Below are 23,896 nucleotides of genomic sequence, written 5' to 3' on the forward strand. Positions count from 1 at the left end.
TAGCGAGCGGACGTTCCAGCGCTGGCGGCTAAGTCCTGACGACCGACGGCATCACGGCCAATGCCGAAAAACAGGCTCAGTGCTGAAGAGGAACAGCAGGTGCTGGCCATCTGCCATGAGCCACGATTCGCCAGTCTGTAGCCGGCGCAAATCGTACCGGCACTAGCCGATGAGGGGCGTTACGTTGCCAGTGAATCGACGTTTTACCGGGTGTTGCGCCGTGCCGGAGAGGTCAGTCATCGCGGGCGTCAGCAGGCCCCGAAAAGTAAGCCGCTGTCGACATGGAAGGCGATCGCGCCGAACCAGGTGTGGTCGTGGGACATCACCTGGCTGAAGTCGCTGACGGCGGGTCACTGGTTCTACCTGTATCTCATAGAAGATAAGCGTGTTGCTTAATAGTGAAATAAGGGTGTTTCGGTGATTGAAGTAAATTTTACGCTGTTCTGAGATGGAAATTCCAAAGACCGGCGCTAAGGAGTAAGAAGGTATCATCAATAAAGGGTCTACGATTCCGTAAAATTTGGGTCATGCAACCGAGGCGCTTGATACCCGCGATGGCGTCTTCAACTGTAATACGGATGCCCGAGATTATTTTATTTTCTTGTTTTTGTTCAGGCGATAAAGGTCTTTTTCGAGTTCCTTTTTTTGGGATTTGTGTATTAGGATGCTGTTTATCTATACCTTGAAAACCGGTATCTGCCCAGATGGTTACCTCAGGAGGAATATGGCGAATTATATCGACTTTATCGAGTAAGCGTTTATCGTGACGGCGCCCATTTTTGCTCATGGGGATAAATCCAATTTGCCTTGTTTCGTCAGTCATAATAAGCCCTTTTCGAGTGGTCTGTCTTTTCTTTCCCGAATACATTTTTTTTCGCCGACGCAGATTCTTAGGCTTTTGGACAGGTCGCTCTGTCCCATCAATAAAGACGTCTTTAACTCCAGGAAAGGCGCGAAAAAATTCCTCAGCAGAGCGAATTTGACGAGCGGGCAAAACACATTCTCGCCCCAAGGTCATCTCTAAAACCGGCAATAATATTTTTACCCAGCGACATACCCGTGTTCTATCTAAACCAAAAAGAAGTCCTTGCAAATCATAGGTCGGATAACATTTTAAATACAATAAAATAAAAAGCAGTTTATCTAATGGGGTTGGGATAAATCCTTTCTGCCCTGCACCCATCTGCCGCTCGTGATCTTTTCGATTCTTTTTCCGATAAATCAAATAACAAGCTGAAAATTCAGCGGCTAAATTTTTCAATTCTTCGACTGATAATCCAATGATTGCTTTACATAAACGATTATCTCGTAACAACCGCTCTTTGTTGATCATTTCAAACCTTTATTCTCTAAGTTAAACCTCTTTTTATTCTCAATAGCCTGACAAAAAATGCAAGTCTCTATTCAGCAACTAGTTTGATGTGTTCAGTCGCAAAATAGTGGGTTATGAAGTGTACCCGGTCGAAAGCGGCGAGTATGCAGCAGAACTGCTGAAGCGAACGGTGCTGAGCGAGCGCTGCTGGCAGGAGCCGCTGGTACTGCATGCGGATAACGGTGCACCGATGAAGTCACAGGTGCTGCAGGTGAAGCTTGCGGAGCTGAAGATAACCCCGTCACACAGTCGGCCGCGGGTAAGCAACGACAACGCCCACGTGGAATCGCTGTTCAGGATGCTGAAATACGTGCCTGCATGGTCTGAAAAAGGCTTTGCAACGCTGGAAGATGCGCGAGCCTGGGTGGAAACCTTCGTCGGCTGGTACAACGAGGAACATCGCCATAGCGGTATCCGGTATGTCACGCCGGGCCAGCGGCACAGAGGCGAAGACAGCCAGTTGCTGGTAAAGCGAAAATCGGTGTATGAGGCAGCAAAAATGCAGAACCCGCATCGTTGGTCAGGGCCAACAAGAAACTGGGAGCGGCAGGACGAAGTGTGGCTAAATCCGGAACGGGAAAAACAGGCCGTATGAATCAACTGGGGCGACAACTACCTTGACACGCACCGCGACGAAGCCACTGAACGCGCGGTTGTTGAATATGCCGTTGAGTTCCCGGCCCACGGGCAGCACCGGACCAGTAATGAGCTGCGTAAAAAAGGCGTATTTATCTCCGCCAGCGGCGTGCGGTCCATCTGGCAACGGCACGATCTGGAGAACTTCCGTAAACGCATGAAGGCGCTTGAGGAAAAAGTTGCCAGAGAAGGCATCGTGCTTACCGATGTCCAAATCGCAGCGCTGGAGAAAAAGGCGCATGATGATGATGATGAGGCCAGCGGCGAAATCGAGACGGCTCATCCGGGTTATCTCGGGTCGCAGGAGACCTTCTACGTTGGCAATCTGAAAGCGGTAGGCCGTATGTATAGCCAACCGACTTAAAAATGATTACATCCTATGCCCTGATATGCGGCAAAGAAGCATAGCTGGCTGTTATCAAAATAATGTCGCTTGGCTATACCAGCAGACGTTCGTGGATACGTACTCGAAAGTGGCACACTGCAAGCTTTATACGAGTAAAACGCCGATCACTGCCGCAGACCTGCTAAATGATCGCGTACTGCCGTTCTACGAGGCTCAGTGACTGCCGATGCTGAGAATACTGACCGACAGGGGAACGGAGTACTGTGGTAAGGTGGAGCAGCATGATTACCAGCTGTATCTGGCCATCAACGATATCGACCATACAAAAACGAAGGCGATGTCTCCGCAGAAGAACGGCATCTGCGAGCGCTTCCATAAAACGATTTTGCAGGATTTTTATCAGGTTACGTTCCGCAAGAAGTTATATGGGGACCTGGAGAGCCTGCAGGCAGATCTGGACAACTGGTTGTGGCATTACAATAATGAGCGAACTCATCAGGGAAAAATGTGCTGCGGGCGAACGCCAATGGCAACGTTACTTGATGGAAAACTGGTCTGGGCAGAATAAGGATCTGAACCGGATGTAATCTGACAGACACCTGTATAAATAACCGGTAACTGTCAGATCAGGTCTGAGCTAGTACAACTATGCATTTTGCGATGCCCCTCTCCAAGTCCACCCTAGAAGGGCAGCTAAGCGCACGACACAAAAAAACGCAAACGTGATCTGTACCATCAGGCAGGGTTTCAATCCTGGCACTTAATTTTGTAGATACATATTAACGATATCGCCTTCGGCGGTGAGTGGCAAGGGGTTTACTGCTTCAGTAAATGAATGCGTATTCGCAAATCTCCACTTCATTTGCAGACTTAATCAATCTAAACCGAACAGATCACGCGTATACACTTTATCCGCAACATCCGCCAATTCCGGTGCCATACGGTTTGAGATAATCACATCTGCCATTTCTTTGAACGCATCAAAATCGCGAACAACACGAGAACGGAAGAAAGTGTCTTCCTGAAGGACTGGCTCATAAACAACAACTTCGATGCCTTTAGCTTTAATACGTTTCATCACACCTTGAATTGCGGACGCGCGAAAATTATCTGAACCTGCCTTCATTACCAAGCGATAAACGCCCACTACTTTGGGATCACGCGCAATAATGGAATCAGCAATAAAATCTTTGCGGGTGCGATTTGCTTCAACAATAGCGCTAATCAGACTATTTGGCACACTGGCATAGTTAGCGAGCAGTTGCTTAGTATCTTTAGGCAGGCAATAACCACCGTATCCAAAAGATGGGTTGTTATAATGGCTGCCAATACGTGGATCTAACCCTACACCCTCAATAATTTGTTTGCTATTCAAACTATTCATCTGCGCATAGCTATCAAGCTCGTTGAAGTAAGCTACACGCATTGCCAGATAGGTATTAGAAAATAGCTTAATTGCTTCTGCTTCGGTAGAGTCTGTGAATAAGATCGGGACATCCTTTTTGATGGCACCTTCAAGCAGAAGGTTAGCGAACTGCTCTGCCTGCGCTGAGCGTTCACCAACAACAATACGCGATGGGTAGAGATTATCGTAGAGTGCTTTGCCCTCGCGTAAAAATTCAGGGGAGAAAATGATGTTGTCGGTAGCGTATTTCTCTTTAACTGATTTTGTAAAACCGACAGGTACAGTAGATTTAATGATCATTACGGCACTTGGATTGATTGCCAAAACATCACGAATCACTGATTCAACTGACTGTGTATTAAAATAATTAGTTATTGGATCATAGTCAGTTGGAGTGGCAATAATAATATAATCCGATCCCAAATAAGCATCTTGCTTATTAAGTGTGGCGTGAAAATTTAATGACTTACTACGTAGGAAAATTTCAATTTCAGTGTCATTGATAGGAGAAATCTTGTCATTTAATAACTTTATTTTCTCAGGTATTACATCCAGTGCTACAACGTGATGATGTTGCGCCAGCAATATTGCGTTAGAGAGGCCAACATAGCCTGTGCCTACAATAGATAATCTCATTTTGCGACCATATTATTAACGTATAAAACGCCATGCAAATATTAATTAATCATACAACAAATCTTATATCTTTGCATGTCAAGTTAAAAGACATTTATAAAAAATATTGATAACAAGTCATTTGTAAATGTTATCTAAGCAAGTAATGTTTCAAAAAACCATTACAAAAATAAGTAGTTATATAAAAGACTCTAAACAAAAAGCTTATCCTTGCGACATGTTTTAAGACATACCACTGTTTTTTTATTTCTCTAATTTTTGAAGATGACAAAGATACATTTTGCTTTCTATAATTAGCTAAACAGCCAGGATATAAGAAAGAAGAGTGCCCTTTTTTAAGAATAGTAAGCCAAAGTGCGTAATCCTCTTTAGGGACAATTGGGAAACTCCCCACCCCAACAGTTTCTGTATCAATCATTACAGTTAGGCATCCGATATTACAGGCTCTAAGCAAGTCAGAGTAAGTAATTTTCGATGAAGGTCTAATTACCTTGCATCCGCCAGATTCATCAAACATCTTATACTCACCATGTGAAATGGCAACATTATTTTTTAACATGAACTCCAACTGAAGCTCAATTTTATTTCCCTCCCAATAATCATCACTATCAAGAAATGCAACATACCGTGAAGATGCTATACATAAACAGTTATTCCTAGCTCTAGCAGCTCCTTCTGAAAAATCATTTCTAATTACAATAACCCGAGGGTCTATATCTTTATATTTAGCCAAAATGTTTGGTGTATCATCATCTGAGCAATCATCACAAATTATTAACTCAATATCTTTGAATGACTGATTCAAAACTGAATCAACAGCAGTAACTATTGTTCTTTCAGAGTTATGCGCGGGCATAACTATACTAACCAAGGGCATCAGAAATACACTCCATCATTACATAAAAAATTAGTGCTGATAGATTTTAACCATAGCACCCACATATCCCCCACTCAATTAGAATATAACTTACGTATCTGAGAAAGAATAAACGAAACATAGCCCATAGCCTCACCCTCCTTATTTGACTCAACATAACACCTAAATTCTGGTGCATTCCCAGAAGGACGAAGATGTATTATCACTTCCTTAGAAGTATATATTCTTACGCCATCAGTAATATCTACCGCATTAGTTTTTAAATCATAAATCTCTAATTCCTTTAAAAAATCATCCGGATTTTCTAAAGCATTAGATAGAATAGACTTACTGCATCCGAATGAAAAATCAACAATTCTATCTGAGTAGGTATAACGCTGAGGTAAATCTGAAGTTAATTGGTAAATAGGCTTATTTTTTTTAGCTGCTAATACAACTAAAACCGGTAAAACAGCATCTCTAGTGGGTAACGCTTCAATAGCACAGTTGTTGTAAGAAACCTTACTGCCAAGTAAAAATCCTCCATTTGCTTCAAAACCCGCAACAGAAGAATAATTATTTAATAAATCTTTAATTGATTCTATTACATATGGAGAACCAATTTTAGTTCTAATAACATTTTTAAAAAAATTGGAACGTTCAATTGCGGTATTACAACTGACTGGAACAGCCAACGCATCTATACCAAGAAAAAAAGATGCTAATAGGCCTAAAATATCACCTCTAACCCATTGGCCATGTTCATCAGCTAATAAAGGTCGATCACCATCACCATCAGTAGAAAATATTGCATCTAATGAATATTTATTTGACCATTCAATCGCTTTTTTCTTATCTTCATCTGATACTGCTTCTGTATCTATAGGCACAAAATCATCGCTACGACCTAAAGATATCACCTCTGCACCAAGTGAAGAGAATATGGTTTTATATATATCCCGCCCTGCACTAGAATGTTCGTATATTCCTATTCTCATTCCGCTCAATGAGCTTTTCGTTAAAAAGTTTAAATAACGGTTAATGTAATTTATTTTAGCACCATCATCCGTCGTTAATAATGGCAAGTTAGAAAATGGGTAAAAACAAGCGCGGCTTTTTGTTATTTTTATTTCATCCGTTTTGTTAAGCTCACCATCTGGGCGATAAAATTTCAACCCATTTCGGTCAAAAGGTATATGACTACCTGTGACCATAATACAAGGAATATTCTTTTTAAAAGCAGTATAAGCTAGTGCTGGTGTAGGAAGCGTTCCATAATATATAGGTTCGTATCCAGCTTGTTGTACTGCAGCAGCACAATATTGGGCCATTAAGTAACTACTAGGCCGATTATCAATACCTATAGCAACTGATGAAAATTCAAATTCATCTTTTATCACATCGATAAATGCAGCTGCAAATGCAGCGCATACTTTAGGCGTGAAATCTAGGACTAACCCTCGAGCACCACTGGTCCCAAACTTCACACCTGAGTTATTTACTTCATCACAACAAAGAAATTTTTCCATAAAATCATCTTATAAAATAATTAAAAACATTTAGAATAGACATCATTCGGCATTCTAACAATATCATCTTCTTCTAAATAACTACCAGAGCGTATTTCTATTATTTCGAGAGGTAATTTCCCTGGATTTTCAATAGAGTGCTCAACGCCGCTAGGTATGTACGTTGATTCATTTTGAGCAACGATATAGACTTTATCATCGTAGGATATTTTAGCGGTACCGGAAACCACCACCCAATGTTCAGTCCTGTGATAATGAACCTGCTTTGCTGTTTTTTTACCAGGATATAACATCACATATTTTACTTGAAATCCTTTACCTTCAGCGATCGTATCATGACTTCCCCATGGACGGAATACTTCTCTATGTTGCAAATACTCTATTCTATTTTTATCTTTTAGAATATTAACGATGTTTTTAACTTTTTGCACTTCTTTCTTATCAGCAATCAGTATCGCATCTTTAGTATCAATAATAACAACACCATCGAGCCCGATAGCAGCAACTAATCTTGTATCAGAATGAATATAACTATTTAATGTATTCTCCGTAATAACATCACCACATAAAGTATTAGCATTTTCATCCTTTGCACTTATGTCCCATAGAGCTGACCAGGATCCAACATCACTCCACTGTGCATCAAGAGGAACTACGATACCTAGATCCGTTTTTTCCATAACAGCATAATCAATAGAATCTTCTGGACATTTGGAAAAAACATCTGGATCAACTCGAATAAAATCAAGATCGGTACGAGCTTGTGCTAATGCATCTCTACATGAAATATATATATCATAGTTGTATTTTATTAATTCACTGATATAAACAGAAGCTTTCATTATAAATATACCACTATTCCAATAATAATGGCCACTGTTAAGATAATTTACAGCCGTATCTATATCAGGTTTTTCAACGAAGGAAATCACTGAATAACCACCAAAGATCTTATCACCTCGCTTAATATATCCATAACCAGTGTGAGGATAGTCAGGAATAATTCCGAAAGTCACTAATTTATTATCATCAGCTAAGCTTTTAGCTTGATTTACAGCTTCAGTGAATGCATCCATGTTATCAATTACATGATCTGCAGCCAATACAAGAAGTGTGGGATCTTCGTCTATAGTTAGAGTATGAAGTGCTGCAAGAGCAAGAGCCGGTGCTGTATTTTTAGCAATAGGCTCAAGCAATATTCCATTACTCTTAATATTTAAATTTCTTAATTGTTCTGCTACTATAAATCGATGGTTCTCATTGCAAATTATCACAGGATCCAAATGTTCAATATCAGTTAAACGATTAATCGTTTGCTGTAGCATTGTTTCATGCCCAGCCAATGATAAAAATTGCTTAGGGAATAACTCACGAGAAAGAGGCCACAGTCGCGTACCTGACCCTCCGGCCATTATAATAGGAAGTAGCATAAAGAATTACCTATAATTTAAATATCTTTCATATAACGCTGAACTATGTGGCAGTTAATATTTATTATGGTGCTAAAAAATAAATAAACCCACTCACTAATTTGAAGAAATTAAATGCTCACCGAAATATTAATAATATTTGTTAATGCGATAGAATTAAGAGTAAATAAATTTAATTATCATCGATATTCAAATCTACGCCCCATTCCCACTCGAAACGCAACAAAGTGACCCACTTGCCAGAGTCGGATAAAATCACCGTTCTGGCCATACTGGAGAGCCTGTTGCATACAGGGAAAACATCTGACTCCGAAAGAACGGTTCTACATCGAAAAGCGGCGTGGTGAAGGTGTCAACCAAGCTACCATCGCCAGAGAGCTTGCTCTGCCTCGCTCGACCATCACCAGGGAACTCAGACGCAATACCGACCCTACTTTCAATGGTGTCTACTGCTGTAGAAGGGCGGACACTCTGGCCCGGGAACGCCGTCATAAGCCTCTGCCAAACAATGCTTTTTACCCGTTGGAGCCACACATTCAGAACTTCATCAGGCAGGCGCTTTCCACTCACTCTTCACCTGAAATTATCAGTGGCCGTTTGCACCTGGAATTCGGTATATCTGTCAGCAAGAATACGCTATATCGCTATATCCTGCAGGAGAGACAGGCTGGCGGGGAGCTATATCAGCAACTTCCTCATCGGGGAAAACGTTACAGGTACAATGCCGAAAACCTCAAATCAGGCCCTATTCCCAACCGTGTTGGTATTGAGTATCGCCCAGCTCAAGCCGAGCTTAAACAGGAGCCTGGCCACTTCGAAATTGACACTATTTTTGGCAAAGACCAGAAGTCATTCTTGTTAACCATCGTAGATAAAGCATTGAAAACCGTCATCATTCGCAAACTGCCTAATAAGCGTGCGGAGACTGTGGTTGCTGCTTTCAGGGACATTGAAGCTAATACCTTTTGCAAGTTTAAGACCCTAACAGCTGATAACAGCCCTGAATTCGCTCTGCACGAGCAAATTACTCAAATCACAGGGGCGCAGGTCTACTTTGCCCATCCTTATCATTCCTGGGAGAGGGGCTTGAATGAGCACACCAACGGGCTGATACGACGTTTTTACCCAAAGGGAACAGACTTCAGTCAGGTCAGGCATCGTAAGATTGCCGAACTCGAACACATACTCAATACAATGGGCAGAAAATCGCTGGGCTATCGTTCCCCCAATGAGGTATTTTTAACGCACTTACTGGTGGCATAAGCCTCTACCGTTTTGTTGCGTTTCGAATGGGAATGGGGCTACGGCAATAACAGCCAAACATGTTGTCATCTACTTAAAGGCGGTTGATTTCTTAAAAAGGAGCATATCCCTCCAGAGAAATATGAGCAAGTATCTAAATAAAAGAAATACGATTAGATCGAACGTTGAACATATAAAAACCGGCTTCAATTCAGATATTTTTCTCACAGCAAATATGGAGGTCTATTCATAAAACCCTAGTAAGATTAATTCCATCAATGTTGCTAAAATATACATATATCTTCTATTCGATCATTTTTATAGCAACACTCCACCATTAGTATACTCGCAATAGCATGCAAAACATCTACAGTCTTAATAAAAACGCGTCAAACTATACAGATCTTTAGTAAAAATCTCTCATAACGTATCTGATATCAATATACAAATTTTCCGCAGAGCAGTCCATAGATCTGTCGAAATAAAGCAATATTACTGTGCACATACTCCAGTACCCAGGCAGTTCTTCATCACTTCTAAAATTAATACCGACAAAACCGCTAAGTGATTTTCTGAGAACATTAGCAGCGAGAGATAGAAATATCCATTCTACAAAAAAGTAATATAGAAATTTCCATTCTCAAAGCGCATGACTATTTTATAAAACTAAAAGACGTTAAATAAGAAGGAAATAGAAATATATTTCATCAAAACAAGTGCTCGAAAATAATTATTTCCTTGATGCTTCATAGTTTTTCAAAAACCATTCATATGTATTTTGTAAACCTTGCTGCAAGCTATAATTATGTTTCCAACCCAAGCTATGAATGCGATCAACATCCATTAACTTTCTAGGCGTACCATCCGGTTTAGAACTATCAAAGAATATATCGCCTTTAAATTGAATAACTTGAGCAATCATTTCAGCAATTTCACGAATTGAACAATCCTCACCAGTTCCGACGTTTATATGAGATAGCATTGGGGGGCATTTTTCAACGTAGAGTTTTTGGTCTAATGCCATAATATGGACTGCTGCAGAAGCCATGTCATCAACATACAAAAACTCTCGCTTGGGATTGCCAGTTCCCCAAACCGTTACATTATCTAAATTTTTAATTTTAGCCTCATGAAAACGTCTTATTAAAGCAGGCACAACGTGTGAATTATCTAAATTAAAATTATCATTTATTCCATACAAATTCGTCGGCATTATGCATCGATAATCGCGATTGCATTGACGATTATAAGATTCGCACATCTTAATCCCAGCGATTTTTGCAATTGCATATGGCTCATTTGTTGATTCTAAAACACCTGTTAATAACGTGTTTTCTTTCATTGGTTGTGGTGCAAATTTTGGATAGATACAGCTTGAACCTAAGAAAAGGAGTTTGTTCACACCAGCCTGATGTGCCGAATGTATTACATTAGCCTCTATTAGCAAGTTTTCATATATAAACTCGGCAGGATATGTATTATTTGCATAAATCCCCCCAACTTTAGCTGCAGATAGATAAACTTCATCAAGTTTATAATTCTCAAAAAAATCCTGTACTGCATTTTGGTTTGTAAGATCCAGTTCATTTTTGGTTTTAGTAATTATTTCAACCGAATCATCCATCTCTAATTTTCGACATATGGCAGAACCAACCATACCACGGTGTCCAGCTACAAATATTTTTTTTCTTATCATAGGAATTAATCCTCCATTGAAATAGCTACATCAAATCCATTATTTTTCAATAAATTATGTTGCCGTGCATTTATCAGATCTTGTTGAACCATTTCAGCACACATTTGCTCAACAGTAATTTCCAGTACCCAACCTAACTGCTTTTGAGCTTTTGATGGATCACCTAAAAGTGTTTCTACTTCAGCAGGTCTGAAATAACGTGGATCAATACGGACAATAATATCACCGATATTTACTCCGATTGCTATATCCGATTTTTTGATAACCTTGCCTATCTCATCTATACCGCTACCACTAAACTCAATTTCAATACCGATTTGCTTAGCCGCCATAAGCACAAAATCTCTTACAGATATTTGCTTACCCGTAGCAATCACAAAATCCTCAGCCTTTTCTTGTTGCAGCATCATCCACTGCATTCTGACATAATCTTTTGCATGCCCCCAATCACGTAAAGAGTCTATATTTCCTAGATATAAGCAATTCTCAATACCTTGAGAAATATTAGCAATAGCTCTGGTTATTTTTCTTGTTACAAAAGTTTCACCACGACGAGAGGATTCATGGTTAAAGAGAATGCCATTGCATGCATACATACCATATGATTCTCGGTAATTAACAGTTATCCAGTATGCATAAAGCTTCGCTACTGCATAAGGAGAGCGCGGATAAAATGGGGTAGTCTCACGTTGTGGAGTTTCTTGCACAAGTCCGTATAGTTCAGACGTTGAAGCTTGATAAAAACGAGTTTTTTTCTCAAACCCACAAATTCTTATAGCTTCGAGCAAGCGTAAAGTTCCAATGGCATCAATATCAGCAGTGTACTCTGGTGATTCAAATGAAACTGCAACATGGGATTGCGCGCCAAGATTATACACTTCATCAGGCTCAACCTCTTTTATTATTCTAACCAAATTTGATGTATCCGATAAATCTCCATAATGCAATATGAAATTTTTATTTCCCACATGTGGATCTTGATAAATATGATCTATACGTTTAGTGTTGAATAAAGATGCTCTTCTTTTTATCCCATGTACTTCATACCCTTTACCTAATAAAAACTCGGCCAAATAAGAGCCATCTTGACCAGTTACACCAGTAATAATTGCTTTCTTCATCTAATCCTCAACAAAAAAAATGAAATACGTTTACTATCACTTAAAATACATTATGCATCTAACAGTTAATCAGTTAATGAGCTGTTTTTAGGTTAAGTTTTTTTTAAAAATTCATCAAAACTTGCCCCCACCTCTGAATAACTCTTCCGTATTTTACTCCAATTGTTTCCCCTAGAGAAATTCAAAGAATTTCGAGCCAGGTCACGATACTCAGAGCTCGATATACTATTCACAAGGGGGACTAGCTGCTTCAAATTTGAAAAAATTTTCACAAACCCATATTTATCAGCAATTTCAATAAATAAGGGCAAATTACTTGCAAGAACAGGTTTACCATAAGCAGTGGCATCTTTCAATGGCCCAGCCCCTCCTTTATAATTTAATGAGTATGGTACCAATATATAATCAGAATCGGCTATTATACCATCTAACATTGATTGCTCTATGAAATTATCAATGATGAGAATATTTTCAGGAAGCTTACTTTTGATTGAATCAATTCGTTTATCGTATACTTTACCAGCAAAGGTAATCTTTATGTTTTCGATCTTTAAGGAGCATAATTCGGTAAGGAAATTGAATATTCCTTTATCAACACGCATAGCACCAAAAACGAGTAAGTCAATACGTTGTTTTTCCATAATTCTAACATCATCTAAATCTGCAACTTTTGGCAAAGGTGCTGGATACTCTATAACGTAAATCTTGAATATATTTTCTTTAATTATTTCGCCTAATTGCTTTTTATGTAAGTCAGAATGAACCACAAAGAAAGCATTTTTTCTTTTCGACATCATTCGTAAAAAAAAATTAAAAATCATCCGCTGTGTATTAGCTATTGCTTGCTTGATTCCCGAATCATAACAGCTTGTTTGTATTGCATGAATGGTAAATATTAGCTTTGTTTTATTAAAATGAAACATCGAAAGAAAAAACAATGAACTTACTGGATCTACATCTAAGAAAATTATTTCTTTTACTTTATTTTTAGGTACAAAAAAAATTAATTTAACAAAAAGCCCTGCACAAAGAAAAAAGCGTAGTAATATAAAATCAAAAAAAACAGATGGTTTATTTAACCTCGTTGGTTTTAAGATATTATCAGCATTATCTGATAAATAATCTGAATATTGTTTGAAATGCCCTAGCCAGTGATAGTAAGGCTGAAAAATTATATTCATAAAACCTTCTTGAACATGTTCTTTATATGAAGAAAATTGCTTCTTATTTTATTTTTCAATCCGATATCAAATTTTTCAAACGCAATATACTCATAATACTTTGACATTTTTGTCAACATAGTATCTTCGGGAGAAAAACCAATTAATGAACTTCCGAAACGAAACCAATTGCGTTTAATGATTTTTACTTTATTGTTTTTTAACAAATAATAATTAACGTATGTTTCATACTCACTAAATTGACTTGCCGTTTTTCCATCAAGGCTCTGTAATATTTGAGTGGAGAAAATCATTTTTCCTCCAATAGATTCAATTAATTCACGCATTACTAACGAGTCAACTAAAAGATGTTGTGATATAAATGAGTTATTAGTTTCTATTTTAGCACTTAGTAACTTTTCAGCAGTTGCCACATATTCATGGTGTAGTTTTTCTGTACCTATAGTAATTATGGGCGTTACTTTATCTTCACAAAAAAAATCCATTCTTTTTAATGGTATAGTATCTGCATCCCATATTAGATAATACTTGTTTTTACATGAATAGCAATATGCCATCTTGAGGAATTGTTGATAATACCAGAAATATCGTTTAGGAAATCCTACAATAGAGTACTTAAGTATTTCCGTTTGTGATAAGGGCTCTAAAATATTTTTTTCATCTTGAACACAAACGTTTTTTTCTGTTATTAGTTTTTTTGCTTTTTCTTTCTCATTAGTAATTACAACAATTTCATTTGGTTTAATATTCTTATTAATATAAAAACAAACTTTATTAAGTTTATCTAAATCATCACCTGAAACAACAAGAATCACGTCAAATATCATTGTTACCTCTGGTTTTCATATTACTAAGATAAAATACAATTGCTTTTAAAAAATTTTTAAAAAAAGTTATATTTTTATCTCTTAAATCTACACATGCGGCTTCCCAATAAAATAAATAGCGATTCTTCATTTGCATAGATGCACCGCCAATCTCATAAATAGCAACATTAAAGTTATATATTTTTATTGTATAGTTTTTCTTGCTTTTTATCACTTTTGAAAAAAAATCATAATCCATACGAATTTTAAACCCCAACGAATATAAGATCTCCTTATATATCTTTCTATTAACAAAAGCACCTTGATGTGGAATTGTGTCTGGATAAATTAGCCCTTTTTTATTAACGCCTATCTTTTTATGTGAATTTTCAATAAACACACTTCCCACAATAATATCTGAGTCAAATATATTCCCAACCACGGCTTGTATAAAACGCTCAACGACATATGAATCAAAAAAAACATCACCTGAGTTTAACATTAATATATAATCACCAAAAGCACTGTTAATTCCTTTATTAAAAGCATCACTTATGCCCTCATCTCTTTCAGAGATAATTTTTGCTGGTAAATCTAAAAAAAGATCATGACCCCCATCTGAAGAGCCACCGTCGACAATTATATATTCATAATCGACATTTATTCTTGCAGATTGGCTTAAAACACTATTAATTGTCTTCCTTAACCCATCTTTATTATTATAATTTATTGAAATGATTGATAGTTTCATAATTACATCTTAACTTAAAATTATAAAAAAACACAAATAGGAATAAAAGTTACGCTAATATTCTACTTGCATGAAATGCAGAAACTTAAAAAATATAGTTTACTCTGATGTTAGTATTCTTGCGGTTATCATTATGCCCATGAACATTCACTACAATTAACACATAATAGCTTGAACTACTGCCTCTATGCACAAAAAACTAACACTGATAGATATATAAATCACCATGTAAATAAAATTAATAATCTAATTATTATTTATAATCTTTGTGTAAAGGTTATTATATTTCCTTGCTATAACTTCATAAGACCAATTATTAACAGCTTTTAAGTGCAATTGACTACTATCAAAATTATTACCTAAACAAAAATCAACTCCAGCAGCTAAGTCATCAGAATTTTCCAATTCTGCTCTATAACCATTAACATGGTGGTCTACAATATCTTTTAAGCCAGATGTATCGAATGAAACTACTGGAATTCCACAGGCAATTGCCTCACTAGCTGTTTGACCAAATGCTTCTAATCTTGAAGGAACAATCATGACGTCTAGACAGTTATAAAGAGCAGCCAGACTATAATCATCACTAATATGCCCCACACTGATAAATTTACATTTAATATCTATATTTATTTCTTTAGATTGGCCAAAAACAATACATTCTACATTCGGATTCGTTTTTTTTAAAGCAGCTATCAATAGATCAAACCCTTTTCGTTCGTCTCTTGCACCTCCAATAGCACCAAAACCAATCATTTTCACATTGTGATTAAGGTTAAATAAGCTTCTGCAATAATTTTTTTCCAGTGGTTTAAATATTCCGGTATTTATTGCATTTGGGATTGTAGCGATATTGAAATCATTAAAAAGATAGCTATTCCTAGCACATTCACTTAACCAGCGACTTGGAGTAACAATTTGAAAATCTTTCCAATATTTTAACTTTTTCTTCCATACAAAAGAATTTATATTGATACCGGTTTCGTGAAAGCGATTAAAGTACCCATTTATATAACGTTTATCTTCAGGGTTTATATAATGTTCTGCGCCGCAAAATGCCCACATATCATGTAGTGTCATAACCATAGGTGATTGAATTTTTGATATCTGCTTAATAGATATAAATTCCCTATTGATCCAATGAAGATTCACAATGTCTGGGCTTAAATTATGTATTCTATTAAAAGTATTTGATGGTAACACATTTAAAGAGTGCAATACTGTATTAGGTGTTTTCTGTAGTCTTAGCAATGACTCTGAAATCTTAATACGAAACAAATTTAGTAATTTCGTATAGTTATTAGTTTCGCCATATACAAATGCTTCATCTCCCGAAAACTCATTTGTCATTAAATGAATATTATTAGTCGCGCATTGGCTATGCAACGCAGATGCTAATCTAAAGCTTGCTTTAGCTGCTCCTCCTGAACGATCTGAATATGAGGCTATTACTATATCCATTTCATTAAATATCTTTTAATTTTAGACATGAATAACAACACCTTATTTGCTTTATTTTTTTTATAAAAAATAATTATTTCTTCAAGCCATATTGAGTTTTCTTTAATGTTATCGGGCAAGGAAAACGCCTCTATTGGTGAAAAATCTCCATTATATTTTGAATCTCGCCCACAATTTTCACCACTCCCATCGTTTCCAATGTTTCTTACTAGCGTTTGTTTAGGGTTTAAGCAAAGACCGTTATTTTGAGCTATAGTGCAGTACCAAAAAACAGCCCACGTATTTAAAGAACCACTCTGATTTCTTTTAACCTGTTCCCAAAAATCGTATGAACCATTGAGGTTGAACTCATAAATCTGTTTTTTATCCCATGAATTAATCAACTGAGGAGGATTTTTCTCAAAGTGTTTCCATCGATCCTTCCACGTTGCCCACCCCCAACAATTCATTGTTCTCCATAAAAATGCATCATGCATATCATCACCAATAAGTGGACCTATCGGATAGTTCCAACCAGTTATATGCCAAACATTTTTATTATCTTTATACTTATTCAACGCGTCATTCATAAATTTTAGAAAGAATATTGATGTCACTATGTCATCTTCGATAATAATTGCTTTTTCATACTTATTGATTACAAAGCTAACACCATCAATTATATTTTCTGCTAAACCGATGTTTTTTTCTCTTTCAACGATATGAACAGATTTGAAAAATTTATTATACTCTCTTATAAGACATCTTATAGTTACTATCTCAGCTTTATCACTTTCATTCTTACTGCCGTCAGAAAAAATGAATAACTCCGTCTCCGATGCACCTACATTCATTTTAAGACTATCTAAAGTGTTTTTTGTATGTTCCACTCGCCTATACACAAATAATACAACTGGTGACTTAATGTTCACATTTATATCCCAATAATAATAGTGCTCTGACTTGCATTTTAAATATTTTAGGAGCAAAAAAAATGTTCGCAAAAAATGCCGAAACAGCTTGTGATAACACGGCAGTAATAGCTGCCCATTGAATGCCTAGCATCGGTAATAATAATAGGTTGCTACCAATACAAAAAAGAGCTCCAGATATTGTCTTTACCAATGCCAGCTTGCTGAGTCTTTCATTAACTATCCAAATAGATTGTGCAACACCAACACATATAAATAAATTTGTGAAGCCATGTATTTTCAATATCCAAATAGATTCATCATAACGCTCTCCATAAAGTATATGAATAATCCAATCTGAAAAAACTAGCGTTCCAAATGAAATAAGTAGGCCTAAAAAAACAAAACCTCTAAATATATTATATATCAATTTATTATATTCCAGCTCTGACTCCTTCTTAATCTTCGCAACTAAGGGAGCCAAGCTAATAGATATTATTACAGGTACAAAATTCCACGCACTAGATAGCGGAATAGCGGCAGCATAGATCCCCAGTTCCTTCGCACCAAAGAAGTGTTTTATGAATATCTGATCTAATCTTACGTATAATATTATAGATAAACCACTAATAATAAAGGGCCAGGATTCTGTTAATAAATATTTTGCTATATTTTTATCGTATGACCATCTAATCGCGTTCGAATTATTAGTTTTATACACATAAAAAAGTAATAAAAATGAAATCATGCCTTCAAGAAGCACTAATATCGAAAAATATATTATAGATTTATCGATTATAATAAAATATATTTTAAGCATGTTAGAAATCAAACACGATACAAATTTCACTCGAACAACTATTTTACTTAAACTTAAACTTTGGTACCATAAGTCTATCGTATCTGCTGACTGAGTTACCAGTAAAAAGCCCAGTATAATCAGCATAAACCCTATATCGGATTCAGTATTTGAGTATAGTATTAAAATACCGTAAACTGCTATAATCACTGAACAAAAAAAACCACAACAGATTCTCAATCTAAAAGTCGTGCCTAATATTGCAGCTGCTTTATCTTTATTCTTTACTAATTCTCTAACAACAATCGCATCCAATCCTAGCAGGCATAATGTTTGAAAAAATGCGATAAATGCGATGCAATAAGATAATTCACCATATTTTTCCGGGCCAAAACTCCTTGCGAGCCAAGCACCAACTAACAAACCAAAAAATAAACGACTAGCTTTGTCTAATAATAACCAACCACTATTTCTTATAACTTTCAACAAACGATCTTCAATGGCCATCATGTTTCTCTATACGAGTGATATATATTAGAAAATATTTATCACTCGTATCTATAACTACTTTATTCCAAGATTATGGCTAGAGGATTTATCAGACTTATACTCATAAGTATAATAGTGATAGTTCCCATATCCATAGTAACTAGCTGCACGTTTGACAATTGCGTTAAGTATTACGCCTTTAATTTCAGTACCATTCTGCTCGAAACAGCGAACGCTTACTTCAATTTCTTTTACCGTATTCATTTCAAAGCGTGCTACAAGTAGTGAAGTACCTACATGGCGGCTGATAATCGCCGCATCTGTTACCGCCAGAATAGGTGGTGTATCAAGCAGTACTAAGTCGTAATTCTCAGCAGTCCATTTGATAAAATCAGCAAAGCGATTGTGCATGAGCAATTCTGAAGGGTTCGGAGGTATTTGGCCACGCGGAATAAAATCCATATTATTTACATGACTTTTGCGTACAGCATCTTTAATATTCAGCTGCCCAGATAAAATATCAGAGAGACCATTGCTACTCTGCGCCCCCATCAGCTCATGGGCATAACCTTTACGCATATCACAGTCTACAATCAGCACGCGCTGTCCTGCTTGCGCGATCACAGCACCAAGATTAGCACTGACAAATGTTTTACCGATCGAAGGGGTAGCACCCGAAATCATCAGAACATTATTCTTCGCTTCCATCATCGCAAAATGTAAACTGGTGCGCAAACTTCGGATTGCTTCGATAGCCAAATCAGCCGGATTCCCAATTGCAAGCAGCTCTGTAGCTCGCGTATTACTTTTTTTACCCTTAGCCAGCAATGCATTATCTTTTTTCTGCTGCCATTCAGAAAGAGGCACACTGGCATAAACGTTAATCCCTATCTCCTCAAGTTGCTCAGGACTTTCAATACCTTTATGCAGTAATGTTTTTATGATCACAAATGCTGTAGATACTATTCCACCTACAAGCATAGCTAACAAGACAATCAGTGGTTTATTCGGTTTAACTGGCTTAGGTTGGACAACAGCTTTATCAATAATACGAACGTTACCTACAGTGCTTGCTTTGTTAATGCTCAGCTCTTGCTGTTTATTCAGCAGTTGCATATAGACTTCTTGCCCTGCTTGCACATCACGAGTCAAACGCAGAATTTCTTGCTGAGTTTTGGGCATTGCCCCTACGCGTTTATTGAGTTTATCACGCTCTTGCTGCAAGGTTTTCCGCTTTTCGATCAATGCGCGGTAGGCTGGATGCTCACGCGTATAGAGTTTCGAAATCTCTGCTTCTTTAAACGTTAACTCATTAAGTTGAGATTCTACAGACACCATGGTATCCAAGACAGCCTTGGCTTCCAGAGAAAGATCTACAGAATCATTCTGCTGGCGGAAAGTATTTAATTTATTTTCAGCATCATTGAGTGCACCACGGACATTAGGTAGTTGCTCTTTAAGAAATTGCAAGCTTCTACCAGCTTCTTCCGATTTACGTTCCACGTTCTGTTGTAAGTAATTTTGAGTAATACTGTTTAAGATTTTTGATGTTAACGCTGGATCTGTCCCCTCAAGACTTAAACCTAAAACACCAGTATCTTTTCCCTTATCCCCAACGGAGAAGCCATCTAATAGATCTTTAATTGTCGTTAACGAGTTAAGTTTTCTCAAAAGAAAAACAGTATCGTTTTGTGCTTGAATATCACTCACCAATAGTTCGATACCATTGTGGTTCTCAATCTGCCCAACTTTACCTGAGAAAGATAAAATATCCGCCCCCGTTAATGTATAATTCTCTTTGTCGATGACTTTAAGAGTCAGCGGTTCATCCTGCCAACTGTCAGGCACATCAAGGCGAGAGACTGCTATTTTCCCTGGTTCAGCATTCATCAACCTCGCGATGCCCTTACCAAAAATAGGGAAATACTTCTGACGCACATCGATATTTAGCCCAAGATCATCGATAGTCTTCCCTATGACCATGCGAGATTTAATTAACTCAATTTCTGCAGCAGACTGCGGTTTGGCATCTGGCAACATACTGGAGAGATCTTTCAACAGCGATTCACCACCACTCTGTTCCACCTGAATCAGCGCATCCGCTTTATAAATCGGAGTGGTCAACATGGCATAGGCAATACCAACAATGTTAAACAATGCTGTTACACCAATAATCAACCAACGATTATCTAGCAGGGTCCCAAGCAATCGCCCCAAATCAATCTCATCTGAACGGTCAATTTCAGATGTTTTCACTGAATTTTTCTCTGCCATCGGTTTCTCTGAAAATTATCGATTTAAAGCCTGCGCCCATTTTTGGGCCGACTGCTCAAGTTGCAGATAAACAAATTCAAAAGCCTCACGGCTTTTACGGTAAGGGTCAGCAATTTCTCGCTGGTTCAGCCAGTGGCCAAACAGCATAGTTTTGCCACGCACTTCCGGTGCCATGCGCCCAACGGCATCGATTTGGCCTTTTTCCATCACCAAAATAAGATCGTATTCACGGCATAAAGATTTGGTAAGTTGCTTGGCTGAGTGCCCTTCCAGAGACAGACCGTGCGCACTGGCCACATCACTGGCGGTGTCATCCGCAGCGTGCTCAACTAACGCGCCCAACCCTGCGGAGGCGATTCTTTTGTTGGGCAATAGATGTTTTAACAACCGCTCCCCGGTCGGGGAGCGGCAGATGTTGCCGACGCATACCACTAAGATGGAATCAAACATGACGTTCTTCGCATGCAAAAGGATGGTTACGGCCAGGTACGCACACGCAATGCGCCTTCGGTCAGGTCATTAAAGCTAGAGATGGTCGGCACCAGTTGTGAAACAACGCGGTTCCACCGCACAATCGGTGCAGTGGTTACGTACACCACATCATAAGGCTGTAACTGGAACTCAGTGCCCATCACCAAAGCAGTAGCATCTGCTGTATTGAGCTGATAAATATCGGCCAGTTTTGGGCCTTGCGTACCGCGCAGTGGGCGGATAACAAACACACCGGTGGCATCAGACATCGCCTGAACCATCCCTTCCGCGTTACCTAACGCTTCAGTGAGCGTCATGCCACTGCGGTCCATTTTCAGCGTGCTTTGCTTTATCACTTCCCCCATAACAAACACCTTCAGGCCATCGTTACGCGGCACATAAAGGATATCACCGGGGTAAAGAAGTTGGTTCTGAGACAGGTCGCCGTTTTGCATCAGTGCCTGGAGAGAAATCCGCTTTTCCTGCCCGTTATGTGTTAACACCACGTTGCGCCAGTCGGCGTTTTCCGTCAGTCCACCGGCTTTGTTAATCGCATCCAGAATGGTGAGTGGCACGTTAGTCACCGCCTGCTGCCCAGATGCCGCTACTTCTCCAGAAACATACACTTTCTGTGAACGGAATGCGGCAATACTCACTTCCACCTGCGGCGACTCTATATATTGCGCCAAGCGGCCCATGATCTCATCGCGCACTTGAGTGACTGTTTTGCCTGCGACTTTCACTTTACCAATGTAGGGATAAAAGATGGTGCCGTCAGAATGAACCCAGTTACCCGTATCCGCAGCAGTGCGGTAGGTGCCCGCAGGGGTTGTTAGCTCAGGGTGATCCCACACGGTGATCATCAGAACGTCGCCGACGCCTATATGATATTCGTAGCTTTGCAGTTCACGATCCAACGCAGAGTTAGCCTGCGCTACCAGCGGTTTTGCCCGCATCTTCTCAATCAGATAGGGCGTCATCGGGTAAACGTTAACCAGTTTACTGATATTGAAATCTGCATCTTGCTGCTTTATCACTTCTTTACCACTGGTTGTCAAATGCGAACCAGGAATCATGGTACAACCGCTCAGCAACACGGCAGATACCATCAACGGTACCACTTTTCTTTTGTAAGCTATCATCCTGTTTATGCCATCACTTTTAATAAGTTATAAGTCGCCGCCGATCCTCTGCCTCTATAATAAAGAATTCGGGTGCTATTGATTCCATGAGTTACGGCTGTAAAAACGGGTAATTTACTTGTTCAGTGGCGTTTGGCTCACGTTGCTGTGCAAATGCTCTGACTGACCGCTACCGCTACGAGCCCACGTCAACAAACGCCATCCCCGGGTAATTGACCAGAAATAGCCGACGAATGCCAGTAAAAACAGGCTAAGCATAACAGACTCTCGGATTCCTGCACGCTCGCCAATGATTCCTACCATCGCAAAGATAAACGCCACGCCAACAATGGCTAACAGGGTTTGTCTTGGACGCAGCCCTGCACGCAGTAAAATATGATGAAGGTGCTCACGGTCAGGTTTGAAAGGGCTGTCACCACGGCGAATGCGGCGCGTCATGATAGTGACCATGTCCATCAACGGCACGGCGATAAACCACAACGCGGTCACTGGGCGAATTACGGCGTCATGCCCCTGCGTAGCCACAATCAGCAACCAGATAACGGTAAAGCCAATCAAGGTGCTACCAGCATCGCCCATAAAGACTTTAAATTTTTGTCCCCACGGAATGCCGAGATTAAGGAGGATATAAGGAATGGATGCGGCTAACAGGCATAAACTCCACTGCGCCAGTTCATGCTCACCGTCCAGATAAAACATCACGGCCAGCGCACCAAAAGTGACGCAAGAGAGTGCGCCCAGTAAGCCATCGATGCCATCGACCATGTTGAAAGCATTGATAGCGCCCCAGACGGCGAGCAGCGTCACCGCATAGCCCGCCCACCCCAGCACCAATTCATAACCAAACAGAATGTTACCCAGGCTCGCGAGATGAAGCCCGGAATACATCATGATGCTGGCCACCAGTGCTTGCAGAAAGACACGAGGCATGACAGGGAGATCGAAGCGGTCATCCAGTACACCAACGAAAAGTAACGCACTGGCGCAGACCATATAGAGGGAAAAATCAGGTAACCATTCAGAATGAAGGATGTAGAGGATCCATAGGGCGAGATATATAGAAACGCCGCCCACCAGAGGAATATGCCCACGGTGTTTTTTGCGTGCGTTCGGTTTATCCACTAACCCTACTTTTATTGCCGCTTTTCTTGCCAGAAAAAGCGCAATAAAAGCGCTTATAAAGATAACCGTAATTTCTTGCATTTTTGCACCATCATCAACCGTGAAGTTACTTCGCACCAGGCACGCTACCGCCCTTGGCTTATAGCCGCCAACGTGCTGTTAAAATACGGACTACCATCCGTGGGTCACATTATGATTCTTGGGTACTTATTTATTGTTACGGACTAGTCAAGCAAAAAAA

General features: G+C 39.0%; 19 protein-coding genes and 2 pseudogenes. 4 read left to right on the plus strand and 17 right to left on the minus strand.

What is annotated here, in order from left to right; translation table 11 throughout:
* Positions 1-210 precede the first annotated feature (210 nt).
* Entirely contained in the window at positions 211-396 is a 186-nt protein-coding gene (locus ACQGXV_RS35410) for a hypothetical protein (protein ID WP_440864625.1), read from the plus strand.
* Between the two features lie 37 nt (positions 397-433).
* Here the strand turns inward: ACQGXV_RS35410 and ACQGXV_RS35415 are convergent, their stop codons facing one another.
* Positions 434-1,333 carry a transposase family protein gene (locus ACQGXV_RS35415; RefSeq protein WP_440862689.1) on the minus strand — a complete coding sequence of 300 codons (900 nt, stop codon included), beginning with the start codon at positions 1,331-1,333 and terminating at the stop codon, positions 434-436.
* Between the two features lie 85 nt (positions 1,334-1,418).
* On the opposite strand from ACQGXV_RS35415, the pseudogene ACQGXV_RS35420 reads away from it, so the two are divergent.
* Together ACQGXV_RS35420 and ACQGXV_RS35425 are read left to right on the plus strand one after the other, a co-directional pair.
* Positions 1,419-1,967 (plus strand): annotated as a pseudogene (locus ACQGXV_RS35420) (transposase); the annotation flags it as partial.
* A 36-nt stretch (positions 1,968-2,003) separates the two neighbouring features.
* A pseudogene (locus tag ACQGXV_RS35425) lies at positions 2,004-2,941 on the plus strand (integrase core domain-containing protein); the annotation flags it as partial.
* 287 nt (positions 2,942-3,228) lie between these two features.
* Here ACQGXV_RS35425 and ACQGXV_RS35430 read toward each other — a convergent pair.
* The 4 genes from ACQGXV_RS35430 to ACQGXV_RS35445 all read right to left on the minus strand — a co-directional run bounded on the left by ACQGXV_RS35430 (position 3,229) and on the right by ACQGXV_RS35445 (position 8,210).
* A complete protein-coding gene (locus ACQGXV_RS35430; protein WP_440864626.1) occupies positions 3,229-4,395 on the minus strand; it encodes a nucleotide sugar dehydrogenase in 1,167 nt (388 codons plus the stop codon).
* A 130-nt stretch (positions 4,396-4,525) separates the two neighbouring features.
* The gene (locus ACQGXV_RS35435) at positions 4,526-5,251 is read right to left on the minus strand and encodes a glycosyltransferase family 2 protein (RefSeq protein WP_440864627.1); all 726 of its coding nucleotides are present in this window, start codon (positions 5,249-5,251) and stop codon (positions 4,526-4,528) included.
* Between the two features lie 95 nt (positions 5,252-5,346).
* Entirely contained in the window at positions 5,347-6,780 is a 1,434-nt protein-coding gene (locus ACQGXV_RS35440) for a phosphomannomutase (RefSeq protein WP_440864628.1), read from the minus strand.
* A 20-nt stretch (positions 6,781-6,800) separates the two neighbouring features.
* Complete coding sequence (locus ACQGXV_RS35445) at positions 6,801-8,210, minus strand: mannose-1-phosphate guanylyltransferase/mannose-6-phosphate isomerase (protein WP_440864629.1); 1,410 nt, start codon at positions 8,208-8,210, stop codon at positions 6,801-6,803.
* Between the two features lie 303 nt (positions 8,211-8,513).
* Here ACQGXV_RS35445 and ACQGXV_RS35450 point away from each other — a divergent pair, with 303 nt between their 5' ends.
* On the plus strand, positions 8,514-9,473 hold the full coding sequence (locus tag ACQGXV_RS35450) for an IS30 family transposase (RefSeq protein WP_440867809.1): 960 nt from the start codon (positions 8,514-8,516) through the stop codon (positions 9,471-9,473).
* Positions 9,474-10,182: 709 nt separating this feature from the next.
* Here the strand turns inward: ACQGXV_RS35450 and fcl are convergent.
* The 12 genes from fcl to wecA all read right to left on the minus strand — a co-directional run bounded on the left by fcl (position 10,183) and on the right by wecA (position 23,736).
* Complete coding sequence (gene fcl, locus ACQGXV_RS35455) at positions 10,183-11,148, minus strand: GDP-L-fucose synthase (protein ID WP_440864630.1); 966 nt, start codon at positions 11,146-11,148, stop codon at positions 10,183-10,185.
* A 5-nt stretch (positions 11,149-11,153) separates the two neighbouring features.
* Positions 11,154-12,269 carry a GDP-mannose 4,6-dehydratase gene (gmd, locus tag ACQGXV_RS35460; RefSeq protein ID WP_440864631.1) on the minus strand — a complete coding sequence of 372 codons (1,116 nt, stop codon included), beginning with the start codon at positions 12,267-12,269 and terminating at the stop codon, positions 11,154-11,156.
* Between the two features lie 92 nt (positions 12,270-12,361).
* Entirely contained in the window at positions 12,362-13,450 is a 1,089-nt protein-coding gene (locus ACQGXV_RS35465; RefSeq protein ID WP_440864632.1) for a glycosyltransferase, read from the minus strand.
* Positions 13,447-14,277 (minus strand): DUF6492 family protein, encoded by an 831-nt coding sequence (locus ACQGXV_RS35470; RefSeq protein WP_440864633.1) that lies wholly within the window; start codon positions 14,275-14,277, stop codon positions 13,447-13,449. The genes ACQGXV_RS35465 and ACQGXV_RS35470 overlap by 4 nt, the downstream gene beginning before the upstream one ends.
* Positions 14,267-15,007, minus strand: coding sequence for a glycosyltransferase (locus tag ACQGXV_RS35475; RefSeq protein ID WP_440864634.1), 741 nt, complete (start codon positions 15,005-15,007; stop codon positions 14,267-14,269). Before ACQGXV_RS35475 ends, ACQGXV_RS35470 begins: the two co-directional genes overlap by 11 nt.
* A 246-nt stretch (positions 15,008-15,253) precedes the next feature.
* Complete coding sequence (locus ACQGXV_RS35480; RefSeq protein ID WP_440864635.1) at positions 15,254-16,468, minus strand: glycosyltransferase; 1,215 nt, start codon at positions 16,466-16,468, stop codon at positions 15,254-15,256.
* Positions 16,459-17,337: a hypothetical protein gene (locus tag ACQGXV_RS35485; RefSeq protein ID WP_440864636.1), complete on the minus strand. Its 879-nt coding sequence runs from the start codon at positions 17,335-17,337 to the stop codon at positions 16,459-16,461. Before ACQGXV_RS35485 ends, ACQGXV_RS35480 begins: the two co-directional genes overlap by 10 nt.
* Before the next feature lie 31 nt (positions 17,338-17,368).
* Positions 17,369-18,667, minus strand: coding sequence for a flippase (locus ACQGXV_RS35490; RefSeq protein WP_440864637.1), 1,299 nt, complete (start codon positions 18,665-18,667; stop codon positions 17,369-17,371).
* A gap of 54 nt (positions 18,668-18,721) precedes the next feature.
* Positions 18,722-20,920: a tyrosine-protein kinase Wzc gene (wzc, locus tag ACQGXV_RS35495; RefSeq protein ID WP_440864638.1), complete on the minus strand. Its 2,199-nt coding sequence runs from the start codon at positions 20,918-20,920 to the stop codon at positions 18,722-18,724.
* A gap of 15 nt (positions 20,921-20,935) precedes the next feature.
* Positions 20,936-21,370 (minus strand): arsenate reductase/protein-tyrosine-phosphatase family protein, encoded by a 435-nt coding sequence (locus ACQGXV_RS35500; RefSeq protein ID WP_440867810.1) that lies wholly within the window; start codon positions 21,368-21,370, stop codon positions 20,936-20,938.
* Between the two features lie 26 nt (positions 21,371-21,396).
* Positions 21,397-22,533, minus strand: a complete 1,137-nt coding sequence (locus tag ACQGXV_RS35505; protein ID WP_440864639.1) for a polysaccharide export protein — start codon at positions 22,531-22,533, stop codon at positions 21,397-21,399.
* A gap of 114 nt (positions 22,534-22,647) precedes the next feature.
* Entirely contained in the window at positions 22,648-23,736 is a 1,089-nt protein-coding gene (gene wecA / locus ACQGXV_RS35510; RefSeq protein WP_440864640.1) for a UDP-N-acetylglucosamine--undecaprenyl-phosphate N-acetylglucosaminephosphotransferase, read from the minus strand.
* Between the last annotated feature and the right edge of the window lie 160 nt (positions 23,737-23,896).

This window comes from Symbiopectobacterium purcellii (assembly GCF_052050035.1).
GTDB lineage: Bacteria > Pseudomonadota > Gammaproteobacteria > Enterobacterales > Enterobacteriaceae > Symbiopectobacterium > Symbiopectobacterium purcellii_A.